This window comes from uncultured Thiocystis sp., assembly GCF_903866365.1.
In the GTDB taxonomy this organism is placed as follows: domain Bacteria; phylum Pseudomonadota; class Gammaproteobacteria; order Chromatiales; family Chromatiaceae; genus Chromatium.
Genome location: NZ_CAIPNF010000182.1, coordinates 1 through 13,847 on the forward strand (window position 1 = coordinate 1; position 13,847 = coordinate 13,847).

The 13,847-nt window shown below is 60.4% G+C and carries 17 protein-coding genes; 4 read left to right on the top strand and 13 right to left on the bottom strand.

The window, feature by feature from the left end:
• Positions 1–259 precede the first annotated feature (259 nt).
• A complete protein-coding gene (locus QZY07_RS10165; RefSeq protein ID WP_295402129.1) occupies positions 260–601 on the top strand; it encodes a hypothetical protein in 342 nt (113 codons plus the stop codon).
• Between the two features lie 141 nt (positions 602–742).
• Here QZY07_RS10165 and QZY07_RS10170 read toward each other — a convergent pair whose 3' ends face one another.
• Positions 743–1,228, bottom strand: coding sequence for a hypothetical protein (locus QZY07_RS10170; protein WP_295402130.1), 486 nt, complete (start codon positions 1,226–1,228; stop codon positions 743–745).
• Between the two features lie 14 nt (positions 1,229–1,242).
• Positions 1,243–2,931 carry a DUF87 domain-containing protein gene (locus QZY07_RS10175; protein ID WP_295402132.1) on the bottom strand — a complete coding sequence of 563 codons (1,689 nt, stop codon included), beginning with the start codon at positions 2,929–2,931 and terminating at the stop codon, positions 1,243–1,245.
• A 208-nt stretch (positions 2,932–3,139) separates the two neighbouring features.
• Between QZY07_RS10175 and QZY07_RS10180 the strand changes: the two genes are divergently transcribed.
• Together QZY07_RS10180 and nikR are read left to right on the top strand one after the other, a co-directional pair.
• Entirely contained in the window at positions 3,140–3,313 is a 174-nt protein-coding gene (locus tag QZY07_RS10180) for a hypothetical protein (protein WP_295402134.1), read from the top strand.
• Between the two features lie 77 nt (positions 3,314–3,390).
• Positions 3,391–3,813, top strand: coding sequence for a nickel-responsive transcriptional regulator NikR (gene nikR / locus QZY07_RS10185; protein ID WP_014777688.1), 423 nt, complete (start codon positions 3,391–3,393; stop codon positions 3,811–3,813).
• On the opposite strand, the gene QZY07_RS10190 is transcribed toward nikR, so the two are convergent.
• From QZY07_RS10190 to rpsF, 9 genes are all read right to left on the bottom strand, one after another.
• Entirely contained in the window at positions 3,810–4,697 is an 888-nt protein-coding gene (locus tag QZY07_RS10190) for a transglutaminase family protein (RefSeq protein ID WP_295402137.1), read from the bottom strand. The two genes, nikR and QZY07_RS10190, sit on opposite strands and share 4 nt — an antisense overlap.
• Positions 4,694–5,656 (bottom strand): alpha-E domain-containing protein, encoded by a 963-nt coding sequence (locus QZY07_RS10195; RefSeq protein ID WP_295402190.1) that lies wholly within the window; start codon positions 5,654–5,656, stop codon positions 4,694–4,696. Before QZY07_RS10195 ends, QZY07_RS10190 begins: the two co-directional genes overlap by 4 nt.
• Positions 5,657–5,658: 2 nt before the next feature.
• The gene (locus tag QZY07_RS10200; RefSeq protein WP_295402138.1) at positions 5,659–7,131 is read right to left on the bottom strand and encodes a circularly permuted type 2 ATP-grasp protein; all 1,473 of its coding nucleotides are present in this window, start codon (positions 7,129–7,131) and stop codon (positions 5,659–5,661) included.
• A 221-nt stretch (positions 7,132–7,352) separates the two neighbouring features.
• Positions 7,353–7,877, bottom strand: coding sequence for an arsenate reductase ArsC (locus QZY07_RS10205; protein ID WP_295402140.1), 525 nt, complete (start codon positions 7,875–7,877; stop codon positions 7,353–7,355).
• 284 nt (positions 7,878–8,161) lie between these two features.
• The gene (gene dnaB / locus QZY07_RS10210) at positions 8,162–9,544 is read right to left on the bottom strand and encodes a replicative DNA helicase (RefSeq protein ID WP_295402142.1); all 1,383 of its coding nucleotides are present in this window, start codon (positions 9,542–9,544) and stop codon (positions 8,162–8,164) included.
• Between the two features lie 12 nt (positions 9,545–9,556).
• On the bottom strand, positions 9,557–10,006 hold the full coding sequence (gene rplI, locus QZY07_RS10215) for a 50S ribosomal protein L9 (RefSeq protein WP_295402144.1): 450 nt from the start codon (positions 10,004–10,006) through the stop codon (positions 9,557–9,559).
• Positions 10,007–10,053: 47 nt separating this feature from the next.
• The gene (locus tag QZY07_RS10220; protein ID WP_295402145.1) at positions 10,054–10,965 is read right to left on the bottom strand and encodes a hypothetical protein; all 912 of its coding nucleotides are present in this window, start codon (positions 10,963–10,965) and stop codon (positions 10,054–10,056) included.
• Positions 10,966–11,064: 99 nt separating this feature from the next.
• Entirely contained in the window at positions 11,065–11,289 is a 225-nt protein-coding gene (rpsR, locus tag QZY07_RS10225) for a 30S ribosomal protein S18 (protein WP_014777696.1), read from the bottom strand.
• A gap of 51 nt (positions 11,290–11,340) precedes the next feature.
• Positions 11,341–11,727 (bottom strand): 30S ribosomal protein S6, encoded by a 387-nt coding sequence (gene rpsF / locus QZY07_RS10230; RefSeq protein WP_295402192.1) that lies wholly within the window; start codon positions 11,725–11,727, stop codon positions 11,341–11,343.
• A 208-nt stretch (positions 11,728–11,935) separates the two neighbouring features.
• On the opposite strand from rpsF, the gene QZY07_RS10235 reads away from it, so the two are divergent.
• Positions 11,936–12,421: a cyclic nucleotide-binding domain-containing protein gene (locus QZY07_RS10235; RefSeq protein ID WP_295402148.1), complete on the top strand. Its 486-nt coding sequence runs from the start codon at positions 11,936–11,938 to the stop codon at positions 12,419–12,421.
• A 49-nt stretch (positions 12,422–12,470) separates the two neighbouring features.
• On the opposite strand, the gene QZY07_RS10240 is transcribed toward QZY07_RS10235, so the two are convergent.
• Both QZY07_RS10240 and QZY07_RS10245 read right to left on the bottom strand, forming a co-directional pair.
• Complete coding sequence (locus QZY07_RS10240) at positions 12,471–12,800, bottom strand: hypothetical protein (RefSeq protein ID WP_295402149.1); 330 nt, start codon at positions 12,798–12,800, stop codon at positions 12,471–12,473.
• Between the two features lie 412 nt (positions 12,801–13,212).
• On the bottom strand, positions 13,213–13,797 hold the full coding sequence (locus QZY07_RS10245) for a hypothetical protein (protein ID WP_295402151.1): 585 nt from the start codon (positions 13,795–13,797) through the stop codon (positions 13,213–13,215).
• Positions 13,798–13,847: the final 50 nt, after the last annotated feature.

The following is a 13,847-nucleotide window of genomic DNA, read 5'->3' on the forward strand; positions in this document are numbered from 1 at the left end:
CGACCGGCAATCAGCGTCATCGGCATCTAATCACTGGCTTGGTAGGGCGATCACAATATCTTGTGTCAGGCGGAGCTAACCGTCCACCCCCTAAGTAGAATTAGTGTTCTATTTCTGAAGTATTTAAAACATTGAAAATTCAAGAAAAAAACCCCAAACACCCATGGTTAGCCGATGGTTCTTAAGCCAACCCCAACACCTGCGCCGACGTCCCCGGTTGTCGCCACCGGACTAGTGGCCAGCATCCGCGAGGCTCTCTTTGGGCTACCAAGGTCGCGTGGTGGCGCTCGATCCGGGCATCCGCACCTTCTTGACCGGCGTTGCGGAAGATCGGGCGTTCAAGATCGGCGAAGGCGACTTCGCCCGCATCGCCAGACTGTGCGTGCATCTGGACCGGCTGATCTCGCGGCTATCAAAAGCGAAGTGCCGACAGAAAGCGCGGATCAAGAAAGCGATCCAACGGCTGCGCTGGAAAATCCGCGATCTGGTCAATGAGTTGCACTTTCAAGCCATTCGCTTCCTGCTGGACCGCTTCGACCTGATCCTGCTGCCGACCTTCGAGACCAAAGTCTTGATGCTTAGGAAACCGATTGCTGTTTAGATAAAACTATTATTATCAATAAATTAAGTTGAAAACCGAACTGAACCAGTGCCATGGGCATACACCCCGTCTAGAAATTTTTCCAGCGGGTGCGGTGGAAGCGACCAAGTCAGCGATCAAATGCCGGTCGATTGCAAGGTGTCAGTTTCTCTCGGTCGCGAAGCGAAAGGGCGCGGCCAGAATGCCTTCCGGGGTATGGAGCAGCACCCTGGCCTCCCAGATCATGCGCGCGCGCGCGCACACCGGCAGCATGCCCTGCCCGGCGTAACGTCCAGAGCGCACCTCCCGAAGCGCCACGCGATTGAAGCCCATGTTCATGTCGACACCGACAAAATCCACCTCGACGGACGTCGTCGCGAAACCGCTGGCCTCAACATCCAGCCGCAGCGGCGTCGCGATAGGGATGGCGCGGGGCTCGATCGCAACGCTGACCGCGCGGCCATCCGGGAAACGCGCCGTGCAGGGACCGGCGCGCAGATCGCAGTCGGGATCGGGTTCCGCGACCTGAAGCAGCGGCGGATGCAGGATCGGCCAGACCTTCTGCACGGCAACCGCGATCACCCCCGCCAGGAGCAGACCCAAGACGCCCCACAGCAGGATGGTCGCGCGCGTCGGAGAGGCGGTCACTGTAGGCCTCCGGCTCAACGCATCTGCCGCCACCAGCGGTTGACGATCTCCGCCACATCCAGGTCTTCCGGACCTTCACGCCAGCTCCGCGACAGGGGCGCGTCATGGCTGGCCGGCGCCGGATTGGGCGGATGAACCAGGATGCGCGAGGGCAGCAGCGCCGCGTCGCCCACCGCCAGTACTTCGCCCCGCCGCAGCGAGGCCAGCATGTCGGCCAGATTCTTCGCGCCCTCGGGCAGCAGACGGCGGACATACTCCTGATCGTCCGCGTTGGAGATGCGCAGACACAGATAATTCCCGCATTGCGAGAGCACCGTCTCGGACAATTCGGTTGGCCGCTGGCTGACGACACAGAGCGTCACACCGTATTTGCGCCCCTCCTTGGCGATCCGCTCCATCGCGCGTCGCGTGCCGACATACTGGGTCTCGGCATCGCGCGGGATGTACTGGTGGGCCTCCTCGCACACCAGCAGCAGCGGGAACTCGTGGCGGCGCGGATTCCAGTAGTTGAACTCGAAGGCGAGCCGCCCGATCTGGGCCGAGACGACCGGGCGCAGATCGACCGGGATGGGGCTGAGATCGATGACCGTAACCTGACGCTTGGGTTCGCCCAGCCCGACGAAATCGCGCAGCAGACCTTCGAGACTGGCGGAGCTGCCGTGCTTGCGCGGATGCAGGAAAAAATCGTAGCGGGCATCGTTGTACATCGATTGGAAGCGGACCAGGAAATCGTCGAAGGCGCCGTACAGCGGTCCCTTGACCTTGCCGAATTCCAGCTTCTCCTCATTGGCCTTTTTGAACTTCTGATACAGATCCTCGATGGAAAAATAGACCGGCGAATCCACCGAGAGACGTTCCAGACCCATGTGCTGATTCGACTGGCGGCGCAGGCTGTAGAGCGCCTCGCGCAGAAAGGCGATCTGTACCGTGGCGTTGGCGTCCGTGCGATCAATGAAAAGATCGACCAGTTCGGCATAGGTCAGCAGCCAGTAAGGAATCTCCAGCTCGCGGGCATCGATATGCCGGGCGGTTTTGGCTGGAAACACGCCCTCATAGGGCGCGCTGGGAGAGGCGCGCCAACCGTACTCGCCATGCAGATCGAGCAGGACGATGTGCGAGCGGGGCATGGACGTGACCACCCGTTGCAGCAGGCTGGTCAGGGTCCAGGATTTGCCCGCGCCGGTCTGACCCAGGATCGCCAGATGCCGGCCAAACAGCGCGGATGGGTCCAGGCATGCCTTGAGCGTTGGCCGGGTGGATAGGCGGCCCAGCTCAAGCGCGCCCCCCTGATCGCGCACCAGCAGCGCGGCGAGACGACTGCTGGCGATCAGATGCACGGCAGCGCCGATCAGCGGGAAACGGCTGACGCCGGGTTCGAGACGACCATCCGTCCCGATCTCACCAAGCGCGATCAGTTCCAGACGCCGTTCGCGGACGGCACCCCGCCGCTTTTCGGGGATCGTCTGATCCTGCACCAGATGCCGCTCGATCGTCTCTTCCAGACTGCGCGAGACTTCGGCGAGCAGGTGACCGGCCCGATCCCTCACCTCCACCAGGCTGCCCAACTGACCGACGGGCAGCGTTTCCTGACCCAGATTGACGAAGGATGGAAAACCTTCTTCCGCCGGGAACAGGGTGGCCACCAAGCAACCTCCCTGGATGTCGGTGATGCGGCCGATCAGACTGGATTCTGGCATAGCCATAACGGGCAAGACTCCACGCGATTAAATAGACAATCCAGGCGTGATTGTCGCCGAAGACCGTCGTCGACAAAGACGCAACATTGCATTTACGTCTTTCCGTCTTGCGCCGCAACGCCAATCGGAAAAAATAACATTACACCTTGCTAAATTAGAAAATGCTTATATAATAACTAACCATAGTAGACATCAACCTTAACGGAGATTTAACATGGGTGCACTTGGAATTCTTGCCGCAGTCGCCGTCCTTCTTGGCGGTGTTCAAACCACGATGGTGATGTCGGAGGACGACCGCCTTGCGGCCGAGGCCACGAAGGAGCCGGTCGTCGAAGTTCAGGCCGTTCAATCCGATACGACCAAGCCATTCGACTTGACCGAACTTTAAATCCGATCTTCCCCGGCCCCCAAGCCCCGACGCCAGCGCGTCGGGGTTTTTTTGTTTGATCGAGTGAGCCAAACGTCATGTCGAATCCTGACGAAACCATCCGTTTCAGCGTTTCGCTGCCCAAGCCGCTCCTCGACGAATTGGATCGGCGGGTGGTCGGCAAGGGCTATGCCTCGCGCTCGGAACTGGTCCGCGATCTGATCCGCGAGCGAATCGTGGAAGACACCTGGGAGCGTGGCGACGAGGAAGTGGCGGGTGTGCTGACCATCGTCTACGACCACCATCAGCGGGAATTAACCCAGCATATCCTGGATATCCAGCATCGTCAGTATGTCCATGTGGTGGCGACCACGCATGTGCACATGGACCATCATAATTGCCTGGAGACCATCATCATCCGCGGGATGCCGGCGGAGATCGAACTGCTCAGTCACGAGATCGGCGGATTGCGCGGGGTGCGCTTCGCCGAACTGACGCGGGCGTCCAGGATCCAGAATTAGAGGCGGGAGACACTTAGGGTCTGCTCCAGCTCCGGCTGTTCGCCATCGCTCCGGCAGGTCTGACGCAAGGCTTGAATATCACGCGCATCCCGACCGATCGCCACCCGCAGATAGGTCGCGTCGGCGAGCAATCGCAGGGCAGGATCGAAGCCCCGCCAGCCGCCTCCCGGAATCAATACCTCGACCCATTGATGCAAGGTTTGCGGACGCGGCTCGGTGCCGGGCGGATCCTCGTCGTCGGGATCGAAGTAGGACGCATCGAGATACCCGGAGACAAAACGGGCGGGGATCCGCCACTGACGCATCAGGGCGATCAGCAGATGCGCCAGATCCGCCGCGGTGCCACGCCGGGCATCGAAGAGTGCCGGCAGCGCGGTCACCGAGGTATTCTCGGCGGGATCGAACTCGGCGATCTCGCCGATCCAGTCGAAGGCATCCCGCACCTGCTGGAACAAGGGCACACCTTCCCGTAGTCCCGGCACAGCAAGGCCCGCGATCCGCTCCGGAAGCGCCGGTGTCAGGACGCCCTGATGCAGCACGAAATCCCACAGCCGCGGGGCCTGACGCAGACTGTCGGCGATCCAGGCCAGCTCGCGCGCGGGCGCAACCAGGGGGAAGTCGAAGGGGTTCTCCCGCTTCGTCTCGACCTCGGCGAACATGGAGAAGCTTAATTCCCGGTGAGCGCCCAACACCGCGAAATGGTGCGAGAGATTGCCAAAGCCGTCATACCCCGCCACCGGCAGCACCTCGGGCTCGACCGCGAGCGCGATGCGGATCAGCGACTGGCTCTCGTCATCCCAGGGCGCCAGACGGATCTGGACATGATGCTCGCGCGCGGCGGAGGCGAAGCGAATGCGGCAAGCCTGCTCAATGTGATATTTCACTGGGCGTCCCCCAGATGGGCGTCAAAATAGTCGGCCTGCAACGCATCGCTGAATTCCGCCAGGCGCGCGAGGAAATCATCCAGATATTCATGCAGCCCCTGGTCGATGATGTCGTTAGCGGTCACGCCCGACAGATGTCCGCGCAAGGCATGCAGCCGGTCCGCGACCGCACCATCGGGCACATGGCCGATCCGCCCGAGGGCTCGCTCGATCCCTTCCACGCAGTAGGTCAACGACCGGGGATAATCCGGATCGAGCACCACGAATTCAACCACCTCGATCGGTCGGATCCCGCCCTGGTATTGACGGCGATAGGGCTCGAAGCCGGAGAGCGACTTGAGCAGCGCGCCCCATTGATAATAGTCCAGGGGAGACCCCACCAGACTCAGGTCGGGCAGCAGCAGATGATAGCGGACATCGAGAATGCGCGCGGTCATGTCCGCGCGCTCCTGTAGACTGCCGAGCGCGGTGAATCCGTAGGCCTGACCGCGCATCATGGTGCTCTGGCTCAAGCCGAAAAAGGTCGCGACCTCGCGATGCACGAAGGCGTAGAACTCGGCCGCCCGCCAGGGCTGAAGGGTCGCCGCCAGATGCTTGTCGGTCGTCAGCCAGAACTGGTTCAACGTTTCCCACATGGCGTTGGAGATGCGGTCGCGCACCACCCGCGCGTTCTCGCGGGCGAGTTTCAGGCTGTGATGGATACATCCAGGGTTTTTACGATCCTGGGTCAGCAGATGGATCACCCGTTGCACCGTGATCCGCCCGTCCGGATGGAATTCCTCATAGAATTCATCCGCGCCGACGATCGCCAGCAGCGGCTTCCACTGCATCTCCTCGGTGACCCCCTCGTCGGACTCCAGCATGTGGACGACATTGATATCCAGGACGCGAGCGGTGTTATCGGCCCGCTCCAGATGACGCGCCATCCAATACAGCGATTCGGCAATTCGACTCAGCATCATCAGTCCGCCAGCACCCAGGTATCCTTGCTGCCCCCGCCCTGCGAGGAATTCACCACCAGCGAACCCTTGGTCATGGCCACGCGGGTCAGACCGCCGGGAACCACCTCGATCTCGCTGCCGTAGATGGCGAAGGGGCGCAGATCCAGATGGCGTGACTCCAGTTCGCCGTCCAGATAACAGAGATGACGCGAGATCTGGACGACCGGCTGGGCGATGTAGTTGCGCGGGTTCTCCTCGATCTTGCGGGCGAACTCGGCGCGCTGGCTCGCGTTCGAGGATGGCCCCATCAGCATGCCGTAACCGCCCGACTCGGCCACCGCCTTGATGACCATTTTCTGCATGTTGTCGAGCACATAGGTGCGATCCTGCGGATCCGTCATCTGGTAGGTGGGCACACTGGCCAGAATCGGCGTCTCGCCCAGGTAATAGCGAATGATGTCGGGCACATAGGCATAGACCGCCTTGTCGTCGGCGATCCCCGCGCCCGGCGCGTTGGCCAGCGCGACATTACCCGCGCGCCAGGCATTGATGACGCCCGCCACGCCCAGGGTCGAGTCCGCGCGAAACACCAGCGGATCGAGAAAGTCGTCGTCGACCCGCCGATAGATGACATCGACTTGTCGCAGACCGAGCGTGGTCTTGAGATAGACCTTGTCGTTCTTGCAGACCAGATCGCGTCCCTCGGCGAGTTCGACGCCCATCTCTTTCGCCAGGAAGGTATGTTCGAAATAGGCCGAGTTGAAGATGCCGGGCGTCAGCACGACGATCACCGCCGACTCGGCCCCGCGCGGCGACAGGTGACGCAGCGCCTGCAACAGCAGGTCCGGATAGTGCTCGACCCGACGCACCCGATACCGCGCGAAGAACTCGGGCAGGATGCGGCGCTCGATGATGCGGTTCTCGATCATGTAGGAGACACCGGAGGGGGTGCGCAGATTGTCCTCCAGCACCAGATAGCGACCGTCCTCGTCGCGGATCAGGTCGACACCGCTGATATGGGTGTAGATATCGTGCGGCGGATCGATGTCCATGATCTCACGCCGGAAATCCTTCCCCCGATAGATCAGCTCCGGCGGCACCACGCCATCCTTGAGGATGCGCTGACCGTGGTAGAGATCCTTCAAAAAGAAGTTCAGCGCCCGAATTCGCTGCTTGATGCCCGACTCGATCTGATTCCACTCGGCGCCCGGGATGATCCGCGGCAGAATATCGAATGGCCAGACCCGCTCGATCCCCTCGTCCGCGTCGGAATAGACGGTGAAAGTCACCCCTTCGTTATGGAGGGCGAGATGCGCGTCCCGCGCCTTGGCCCCCAGCATCTGTTGCCCGGCGATCTGGATGTGCTCCCACATCGGGAGATAGTGATCGCGGGGACGGAAATCGTCCTGATAGAACTCATGAAAGGCCATGACCGGACCCTCGTAGCGGTCCTGCAATTGCCCGGTGCCACCGGATTGGAACTGTTTCAGCATGGCGGGAAAGCTCCCTCGACCTGGCCTGTTTCTATCGCTAAATTTCAGCAAAAAACATGCCTTATCTCGCCTGGCACGATCATTCGCCGGCAGACTAAGCGTTGCCGCATCCGCCCGAACCTTCCGATCCAGCCCCCTTGAACCAAAAAGCGGAATCGAGCCAAAAAACGCACCATGAAGGTGCGAATATCGGGACCGATTCGCGAATGGACAACACGCGCTCAGGCGTCCGCGCGTTTCGCGTCGCCCAGACGCACCTGGCCAATCTCGTTCAGGCTCTTCTGCAGCTTAAGCCGGTCCAGCGAGTGCAATGGCAGGCTGACAAAAATCTTGATCCGGTTTTCCAGTTCCCGGAAGGTCTGACGGAAGGCCATGATGCGCGTCACCTCATCGCCCTCGACTGCGGCGGGATCGGGAAGCCCCCAATGCGCGGTCATCGGCTGCCCCGGCCAGACCGGACACAGTTCCGCGGCGGCGCGGTCGCAGACGGTGAAGACAAAGTCCATCACGGGCGCATCCGCTTCGGCGAGCTCGGACCAATCCTTGCTGCGCAGTTCGTCGGTCAGATAATTGTTGCGCCTGAGCACTTCCACCGCCAGGGGATGAACCTCCCCTTTGGGGTGGCTGCCGGCGCTGTAGCCGCGAAAGTGGCCGCGACCGTAGCGATTGATCAGGCTCTCGGCAATGATGCTGCGCGCCGAGTTGCCGGTGCAAAGAAACAGGACATTGTAAATTTGATCGGCCATTTTAGGGTGTCCCCGCATCGGTCGGAAATGTCTGGTCTGGTCAGAGCGATCCGCTGCGACCGATCGTCGGCCATCAGGTTCGCCACGCATTGCCGCGAAGACGCCCCGCCAAACGCGCAAACTCGACGAGGAATGGGAGTTCGATCAGGCATCATCATGGACGGCAACGCCACATCCTCGCCGATCTTGATGACGGCATTATGACATTCTGTTGTCGATCCAATGATTTACACCACGTCCAGCATGACTGGCGCGATCACGAGTAGACCCTGCCGCGCCGACGCTCAGGAGCCGCCTTCACCGTAATAGTTGCCGATATAGTTCTCGAACTTGGTGTACTTGCCGAGAAAGGTCAGGCGCGTGGTACCGATCGGTCCGTTGCGCTGTTTCGCGATGATGATCTCAGCAATCCCCTTGTCGTTGCTGTCCTCGTTGTAGACCTCGTCGCGATAGATGAAGACGATCAGATCGGCATCCTGTTCGATAGCGCCAGATTCGCGCAGATCCGACATTATCGGACGTTTGTTCGGACGCTGTTCGAGACTGCGATTGAGCTGCGAGAGCGCGATCACGGGCACGTTCAGTTCCTTGGCCAACGCCTTCAGCGAACGCGAAATGGCCGAAATCTCGGTCGCGCGGTTTTCGGTGGATCCCGGCGCCTGCATCAATTGCAGATAGTCCAGCACGATCAGCCCCAGATCGTTCTGGTCGCGTTTGAGACGCCGTGCCCGCGCGCGCACCTCGGTGGGCGACAGCGCCGGCGTGTCGTCGATGAACATGGGCGCGGCGGAGAGGATGTTGACCGCCGAGGTTAGCCGCGGCCATTCGTCGTCCTCCAGCTTCCCGGTCCGCACCCGATGCTGATCGATTCGCCCCAGCGAGGACATCATGCGCATGGCGAGCGAATCGCCCGGCATCTCCATGCTGAAGATGGCGACCGGACGCTTGGACTGAATCGCCACATGCTCGGCCATGTTCATCGCGAGACTGGTTTTGCCCATCGAGGGACGGCCGGCCACGATGATGAGATCCGCCGGTTGCAGTCCCGAGGTCATCTCGTCGAAGTCCGAGAAGCCCGTGGCAAGACCGGTGATCGACTCGTCACGTTGATAGAGCAAGTCGATCCGCTCGACTGCCCGGCTCAGCAGGGTCTTGATGGGCTGGAAACCGCCGCCGCCGCGCGCCTCCTGCTCGGCGATCGCGAAGACGCGTCGTTCCGCGTCGTCGAGCAATTCGGCGGCGTCGCGCCCCTGGGGATTGTAGCCACTGTCGGCGATCTCGACGCCCGCCGTAATCATCTGCCGCAGTATCGAGGTCTGTCGCACGATCCTGGCATAGGCCTTGATGTTGGCGGCGCTCGGGGTCTCGTTAGCCAAGGTGCCGAGATACGGCAGGCCGCCGGCATCCGCCAGCCGCTCGGTGCGCTCCAGGGTCTCGGCCAGGGTGACGACATCGAAGGGCTGATCGTCCGCCGCGAGCTTGGCGATGGCGCCAAAGATCAAGCGGTGTTCGCGTCGGTACAGATCGCCCTCGGTCACCATGTCGGCGACCCGTTCCCAGGCGCTGTTATCGAGCATCAGCGCGCCGAGCAGGGATTGCTCGGCGTGGATGTTGTGAGGCGGAACCCTCAGTTCATCGAATTCGGCCTCGGCCAACGACATCGCCATTCCGTCATCCGATCAGGCTTCGGGAATGATTTCAAGCTTAATGACCGCATCCACATCGGTATGGAGGTGCAGCGCGATCTCATACTCGCCCGCCGCACGGAATGGCCCGCTGGATAGACGCACCTCTGCCTTATCGAGCACGTAGCCGGCTTCGATCGCTGCCGCCGCGATATCGGCGGCTCCAACCGAGCCAAACAGGCGCCCCTCATCGCCAGCCTTGCGCGCGACCGTCAGACGGATGCCGTCGAACTGGGCCTTGCGAGTCTCGGCGGCCGCTTGGATTTCAGCCGCGGCCCGCTCCAGTTCGGCGCGGCGGGTCTCGAACGCCTCCAGATTCTCGGCGGTCGCCGACACGGCAAAACCGCCGGGAACCAGATAATTCCGGCCGTAGCCGGAACGCACCTTTACCTTATCCCCGAGCACACCGAGATTGGAAACATTTTTCAGCAGGATGACTTCCACGATAGATTCCTCTACAAAATTCGTCTGCGAGTCGCAGTTTGGCGGTCTCAGCCAAGGTTCTTGGCTCGCCGCGCGACACGGGCACGGATGTCTGCCCAGACATCGATCAATCCAACACAGGCCGCCAGAAAGAGAACCTGCGGCATGAAGAACACCAACAGTACATACAAACCCACGATCCAGATTGCACGCGCGCCTGTGATCCGATGCACTCCGTGCGCAACAGAGAGTCCTTGGAGAATTGGCAGGATCGCCAGTACCAGCAAGACATCGGCAACCAGGCTGGCACCCCGCTCGAAGCCCAGCAGCAACAGCAGTAACAGGATCGAAACCCCGACGATGCGGCGCAGCCTGAAGGACCTGAACTCCTCGCCGAAGCCCCCAGGATTGTAAAGGACAGCCTGCCACCCACGCGCAATGAACAAGCCAGCCAAAGTCTGCAAGACGAGCGCGACGGCAAAGCCACCGGTCATCCATTTAGCCAATTCGCCGAACAGTGCCTGGCTGATATCCGCCTGAACGATACCGTCGCGCACCAGCGCCTGTTGGAAAGGCTCTAGCAGTTGCAGCCAGTAGATGGCCGGATCGCCTAATAGAGCGTGCAATGCAAACACGAGTGTCAGGCCGAAAATCACCGCGAATTGAACGGTCATCACTAGCGATCGCGAGGATCTCAGCACGCTGGCGAGGATCCAGATCGGCATCCAGAACACCGCCAGGATCCCAAACGCCGGCCAGGGAGACCCCAGCGCCAGCGCGGCGAGAACGCTCGCACCCAGCGTAGCCAGCCCCACGACCCGCAGCCCCGGCAGTGACCCGCGACGCAGCGTCACCAATCCAACCACCGCGGCGCTGATAGGTCCCAACAGGGGTATCAGCAATGACAAGAGCGCGACCAAGGCAGCCACAAGCGCCGCCTGCGAGTAACCCCGCATGATGAAGTTGGCCAGGAACTTCATCGTCTCAGGGGTGGAGCAGACGGCATCAATAGTGGCAGCAATCGGTCAACGGAACCTTGGCTGTTCCAACCGGCGGGCCTCCAGGACACCGTGGCTTGCTCAGTGGCCGTCCGTATAGGGAAGCAGGGCTAAAAAACGGGCACGCTTGACTGCCTGCGCGAGTTGACGCTGGGACTTGGCAGAGGTTCCAGTGATGCGGCTCGGCACGATCTTGCCAGACTCGCTGACATAGGCCTTGAGCAGATTGAGATCTTTGTAATCGATCTCGGTAATGCCCTCGGCGGTAAAGCGGCAGTAGCGTTTGCGGCGAAAAAAGCGGGACATGATAGTTCTCCGTTACGGGAAGCTTAAACGTCGATTCCGACTGACAAGGAATCAGTCGTCACGGCCTGAATCGTCACGACGGATGTCGTCGCCCGATGCATCGGCACGCTCACGCTCCTCGCCTGCCTTGGTGAGCGGAGAAGGCTCTGTCACAGCGGCGTTGCGATGGATGATCATGTTGCGCATGACCGCGTCATTGAAGCGGAATGCGCTCTCAAGTTCATCGATCGCATCCTGATCGCATTCCACATTCATGAGCACATAATGCGCCTTGTGCACTTTATTGATCGGGTAGGCTAGCGGGCGCCGACCCCAGTCTTCCATGCGGTGAACAATTCCGCCACGTTTCTCCAGATTGCCCTGGTAGCGATCAACCATGGCGGGCACCTGTTCGCTCTGGCTTGGGTGAACCAGAAAAACCACTTCATAATGTCGCATTGCTGCTCCCTTCGGATTGACAGCCTCCCGTCGTAACAGTGAGGCAAGGAGTTTCCCGCCAAGACGGGTAATCAGCCATGATACTTGAAATTGTCGCTCAATAAACCCCCGTGCCGCGCAATTCTTCCAACCAAACCCCGCTTGATCAAAATTCAAGCCTGGATCACACTGTTACAGCGTAAATACATTAGAATATTTGGGGACAGAGATGAGCATTGAGCACGATTTCGCTTCGCTTCGCAGCTCCAGTCTGAGCGCCAGCCTAAGCGACGAACAGGTCGAAGCACTGGCGAGCATCACCCACTGTCGCCGCCTCGCGGATCAGGAGATCATCATCCAGGAAGGCAACGTCGACAACAGCCTGCATGTGATTACCGAAGGCGCGATTGCCGTCACGCGCGATCTGGGCAAGGGCGAATACACAACCATACACGTCCTGCGCACTGGCGACCTCGCCGGCGAGATGGGATTCATCAGCGGTCAGCCGCATACCGCAACCTTGCGCTCGCTTGGCCGGACCCAGGTCTGTAGCTTCGAGCGGGAGGCGTTCGAGTCACTGCTCACAGACCATCCCTGGCTGGTGTATCGCGTCATGCAGACCATCGTTCAGGTCAGCCAGGATATCCTCCGGCGCATGAATGCACAGCATGTGGAGCTTACCAAATACGTCAGCCGCTCTCACGCACTCTATTGAATGCGGATGCGATGACGAAGCAACAGACTCGATTGGGAGAACCATCGTCCTAACGCGATGGCACATCCTGCTCACGATGCAGAATCTGTTGTGTCGCCGCGTCGATGCCCTGCTGAGCGCGCTCCAGGAGCGCCCTACCCTGCTTGAGCATCGCCCGCCCGATGCCTTCCGCGAGCAATGGATTGCCGATCGCCTTGCCGTTGAGCGTCATGCCGTAGGGGGATGTGGCATACGCCGCTAGCGGGTCGGCAAGAATCAACGCGGTATCCTCCACCGCATCGTAACGATAGAAACAAGTCGCCTGCATAGGCTTGCCGTCTCCGTCCCGGGGCTGAGCCTCGAAACGCAGGTTGACCGCCAGATGGTCGGCCCTGTGCATTTCAAGACTCGTCTCTTTCCAGGTCAGGGAAAGAGACGGGTCGAGCCATTCCGCAGCCAGATCCTTACAGAGAGCGACACGAACATCCTCGCCGGGATTGGAACATCCGGCAAGCAGCCCACACCCCACCATCCCGAATGCGATGACAGACGCATGCCTAAAAAGGCTATTATTCATTTTCTGTCTTCTTCAACTCGAATTCCAGCAAAATCTCGATGGGGCAACCCTTGCCATGGGCCTTCGATGCCTACGCTCGCACGGTTCTATTGCATGCTCGACCTTGTCAGACCATCGAGTATACTGGCCATCCTGTCAACGGGGCGGCGTGCGCCATCCCGGTCACGACCATAATCAAAACAATTCCAGAAGATCCCGCAGGTCGGCGCAATGACGCCGATTGATGATGGGCGCGCTAATGACCAGCGCCACGCAGCAATTCCTCGTAACGATCCTTGAATGCCGCCTGACGAAGCCGCGACGCTTCCTGCTCGGTCGACGCCAGCGGCGAATCCCGCCAGAGGTTTTCGGCATGATCGAAGGTTGAATAGCGGTAACCGCGACCGACCTTGAAAACTTTGGTCACATCGTTTCCCGCCTGCTCCATGGCCTCAAGCTTGCTTAGACCCGCATTCGACATCGCCGCCGAACTGGACTGACGTTCGACATCCTCTCGCTCCGCAAGGTGAAAACGGTTGTTCTGAATCTCGCCGTGGGTGTCCAGTTCCACCGCATCCACCCCCGGCAGACGCGTCAGGAGGTAACCTGACATCATCATTGCAAGCTTCTCGTTCTCGGACTCCAGGGCCGTCAACAGCTTGTCGGCAACGATCTGGCAGCGCTGGAGTCGATCCGGCTTCTCGACCCACTCGCGGCTCATCTGCCAGCCACAGTCCATATCCTGGTCGAGCTGGTCATAAAACTCTCGCGCCCGGCTTAAGAGTGAATCCGGCACTCCGATTTCATAGGATTGATCATCGATGATGGCCTTCAGAATCATTCGGTGCCTCGTTCATGATATGCAACCATGGTGTATCTGTTGTCGTTATT

Bases quoted from the DNA above. Each gene is read 5' to 3' on its own strand.
- QZY07_RS10175 (WP_295402132.1), bottom strand. From the start codon at position 2,931: ATGGCTATGCCAGAATCCAGTCTGATCGGCCGCATCACCGACATCCAG.
- QZY07_RS10180 (WP_295402134.1), top strand. From the start codon at position 3,140: ATGGGTGCACTTGGAATTCTTGCCGCAGTCGCCGTCCTTCTTGGCGGT.
- nikR (WP_014777688.1), top strand. From the start codon at position 3,391: ATGTCGAATCCTGACGAAACCATCCGTTTCAGCGTTTCGCTGCCCAAG.
- QZY07_RS10195 (WP_295402190.1), bottom strand. From the start codon at position 5,656: ATGCTGAGTCGAATTGCCGAATCGCTGTATTGGATGGCGCGTCATCTG.
- QZY07_RS10200 (WP_295402138.1), bottom strand. From the start codon at position 7,131: ATGCTGAAACAGTTCCAATCCGGTGGCACCGGGCAATTGCAGGACCGC.
- QZY07_RS10205 (WP_295402140.1), bottom strand. From the start codon at position 7,877: ATGGCCGATCAAATTTACAATGTCCTGTTTCTTTGCACCGGCAACTCG.
- dnaB (WP_295402142.1), bottom strand. From the start codon at position 9,544: ATGGCGATGTCGTTGGCCGAGGCCGAATTCGATGAACTGAGGGTTCCG.
- QZY07_RS10220 (WP_295402145.1), bottom strand. From the start codon at position 10,965: ATGAAGTTCCTGGCCAACTTCATCATGCGGGGTTACTCGCAGGCGGCG.
- rpsR (WP_014777696.1), bottom strand. From the start codon at position 11,289: ATGTCCCGCTTTTTTCGCCGCAAACGCTACTGCCGCTTTACCGCCGAG.
- rpsF (WP_295402192.1), bottom strand. From the start codon at position 11,727: ATGCGACATTATGAAGTGGTTTTTCTGGTTCACCCAAGCCAGAGCGAA.
- QZY07_RS10235 (WP_295402148.1), top strand. From the start codon at position 11,936: ATGAGCATTGAGCACGATTTCGCTTCGCTTCGCAGCTCCAGTCTGAGC.
- QZY07_RS10240 (WP_295402149.1), bottom strand. From the start codon at position 12,800: ATGCACAGGGCCGACCATCTGGCGGTCAACCTGCGTTTCGAGGCTCAG.
- QZY07_RS10245 (WP_295402151.1), bottom strand. From the start codon at position 13,797: ATGATTCTGAAGGCCATCATCGATGATCAATCCTATGAAATCGGAGTG.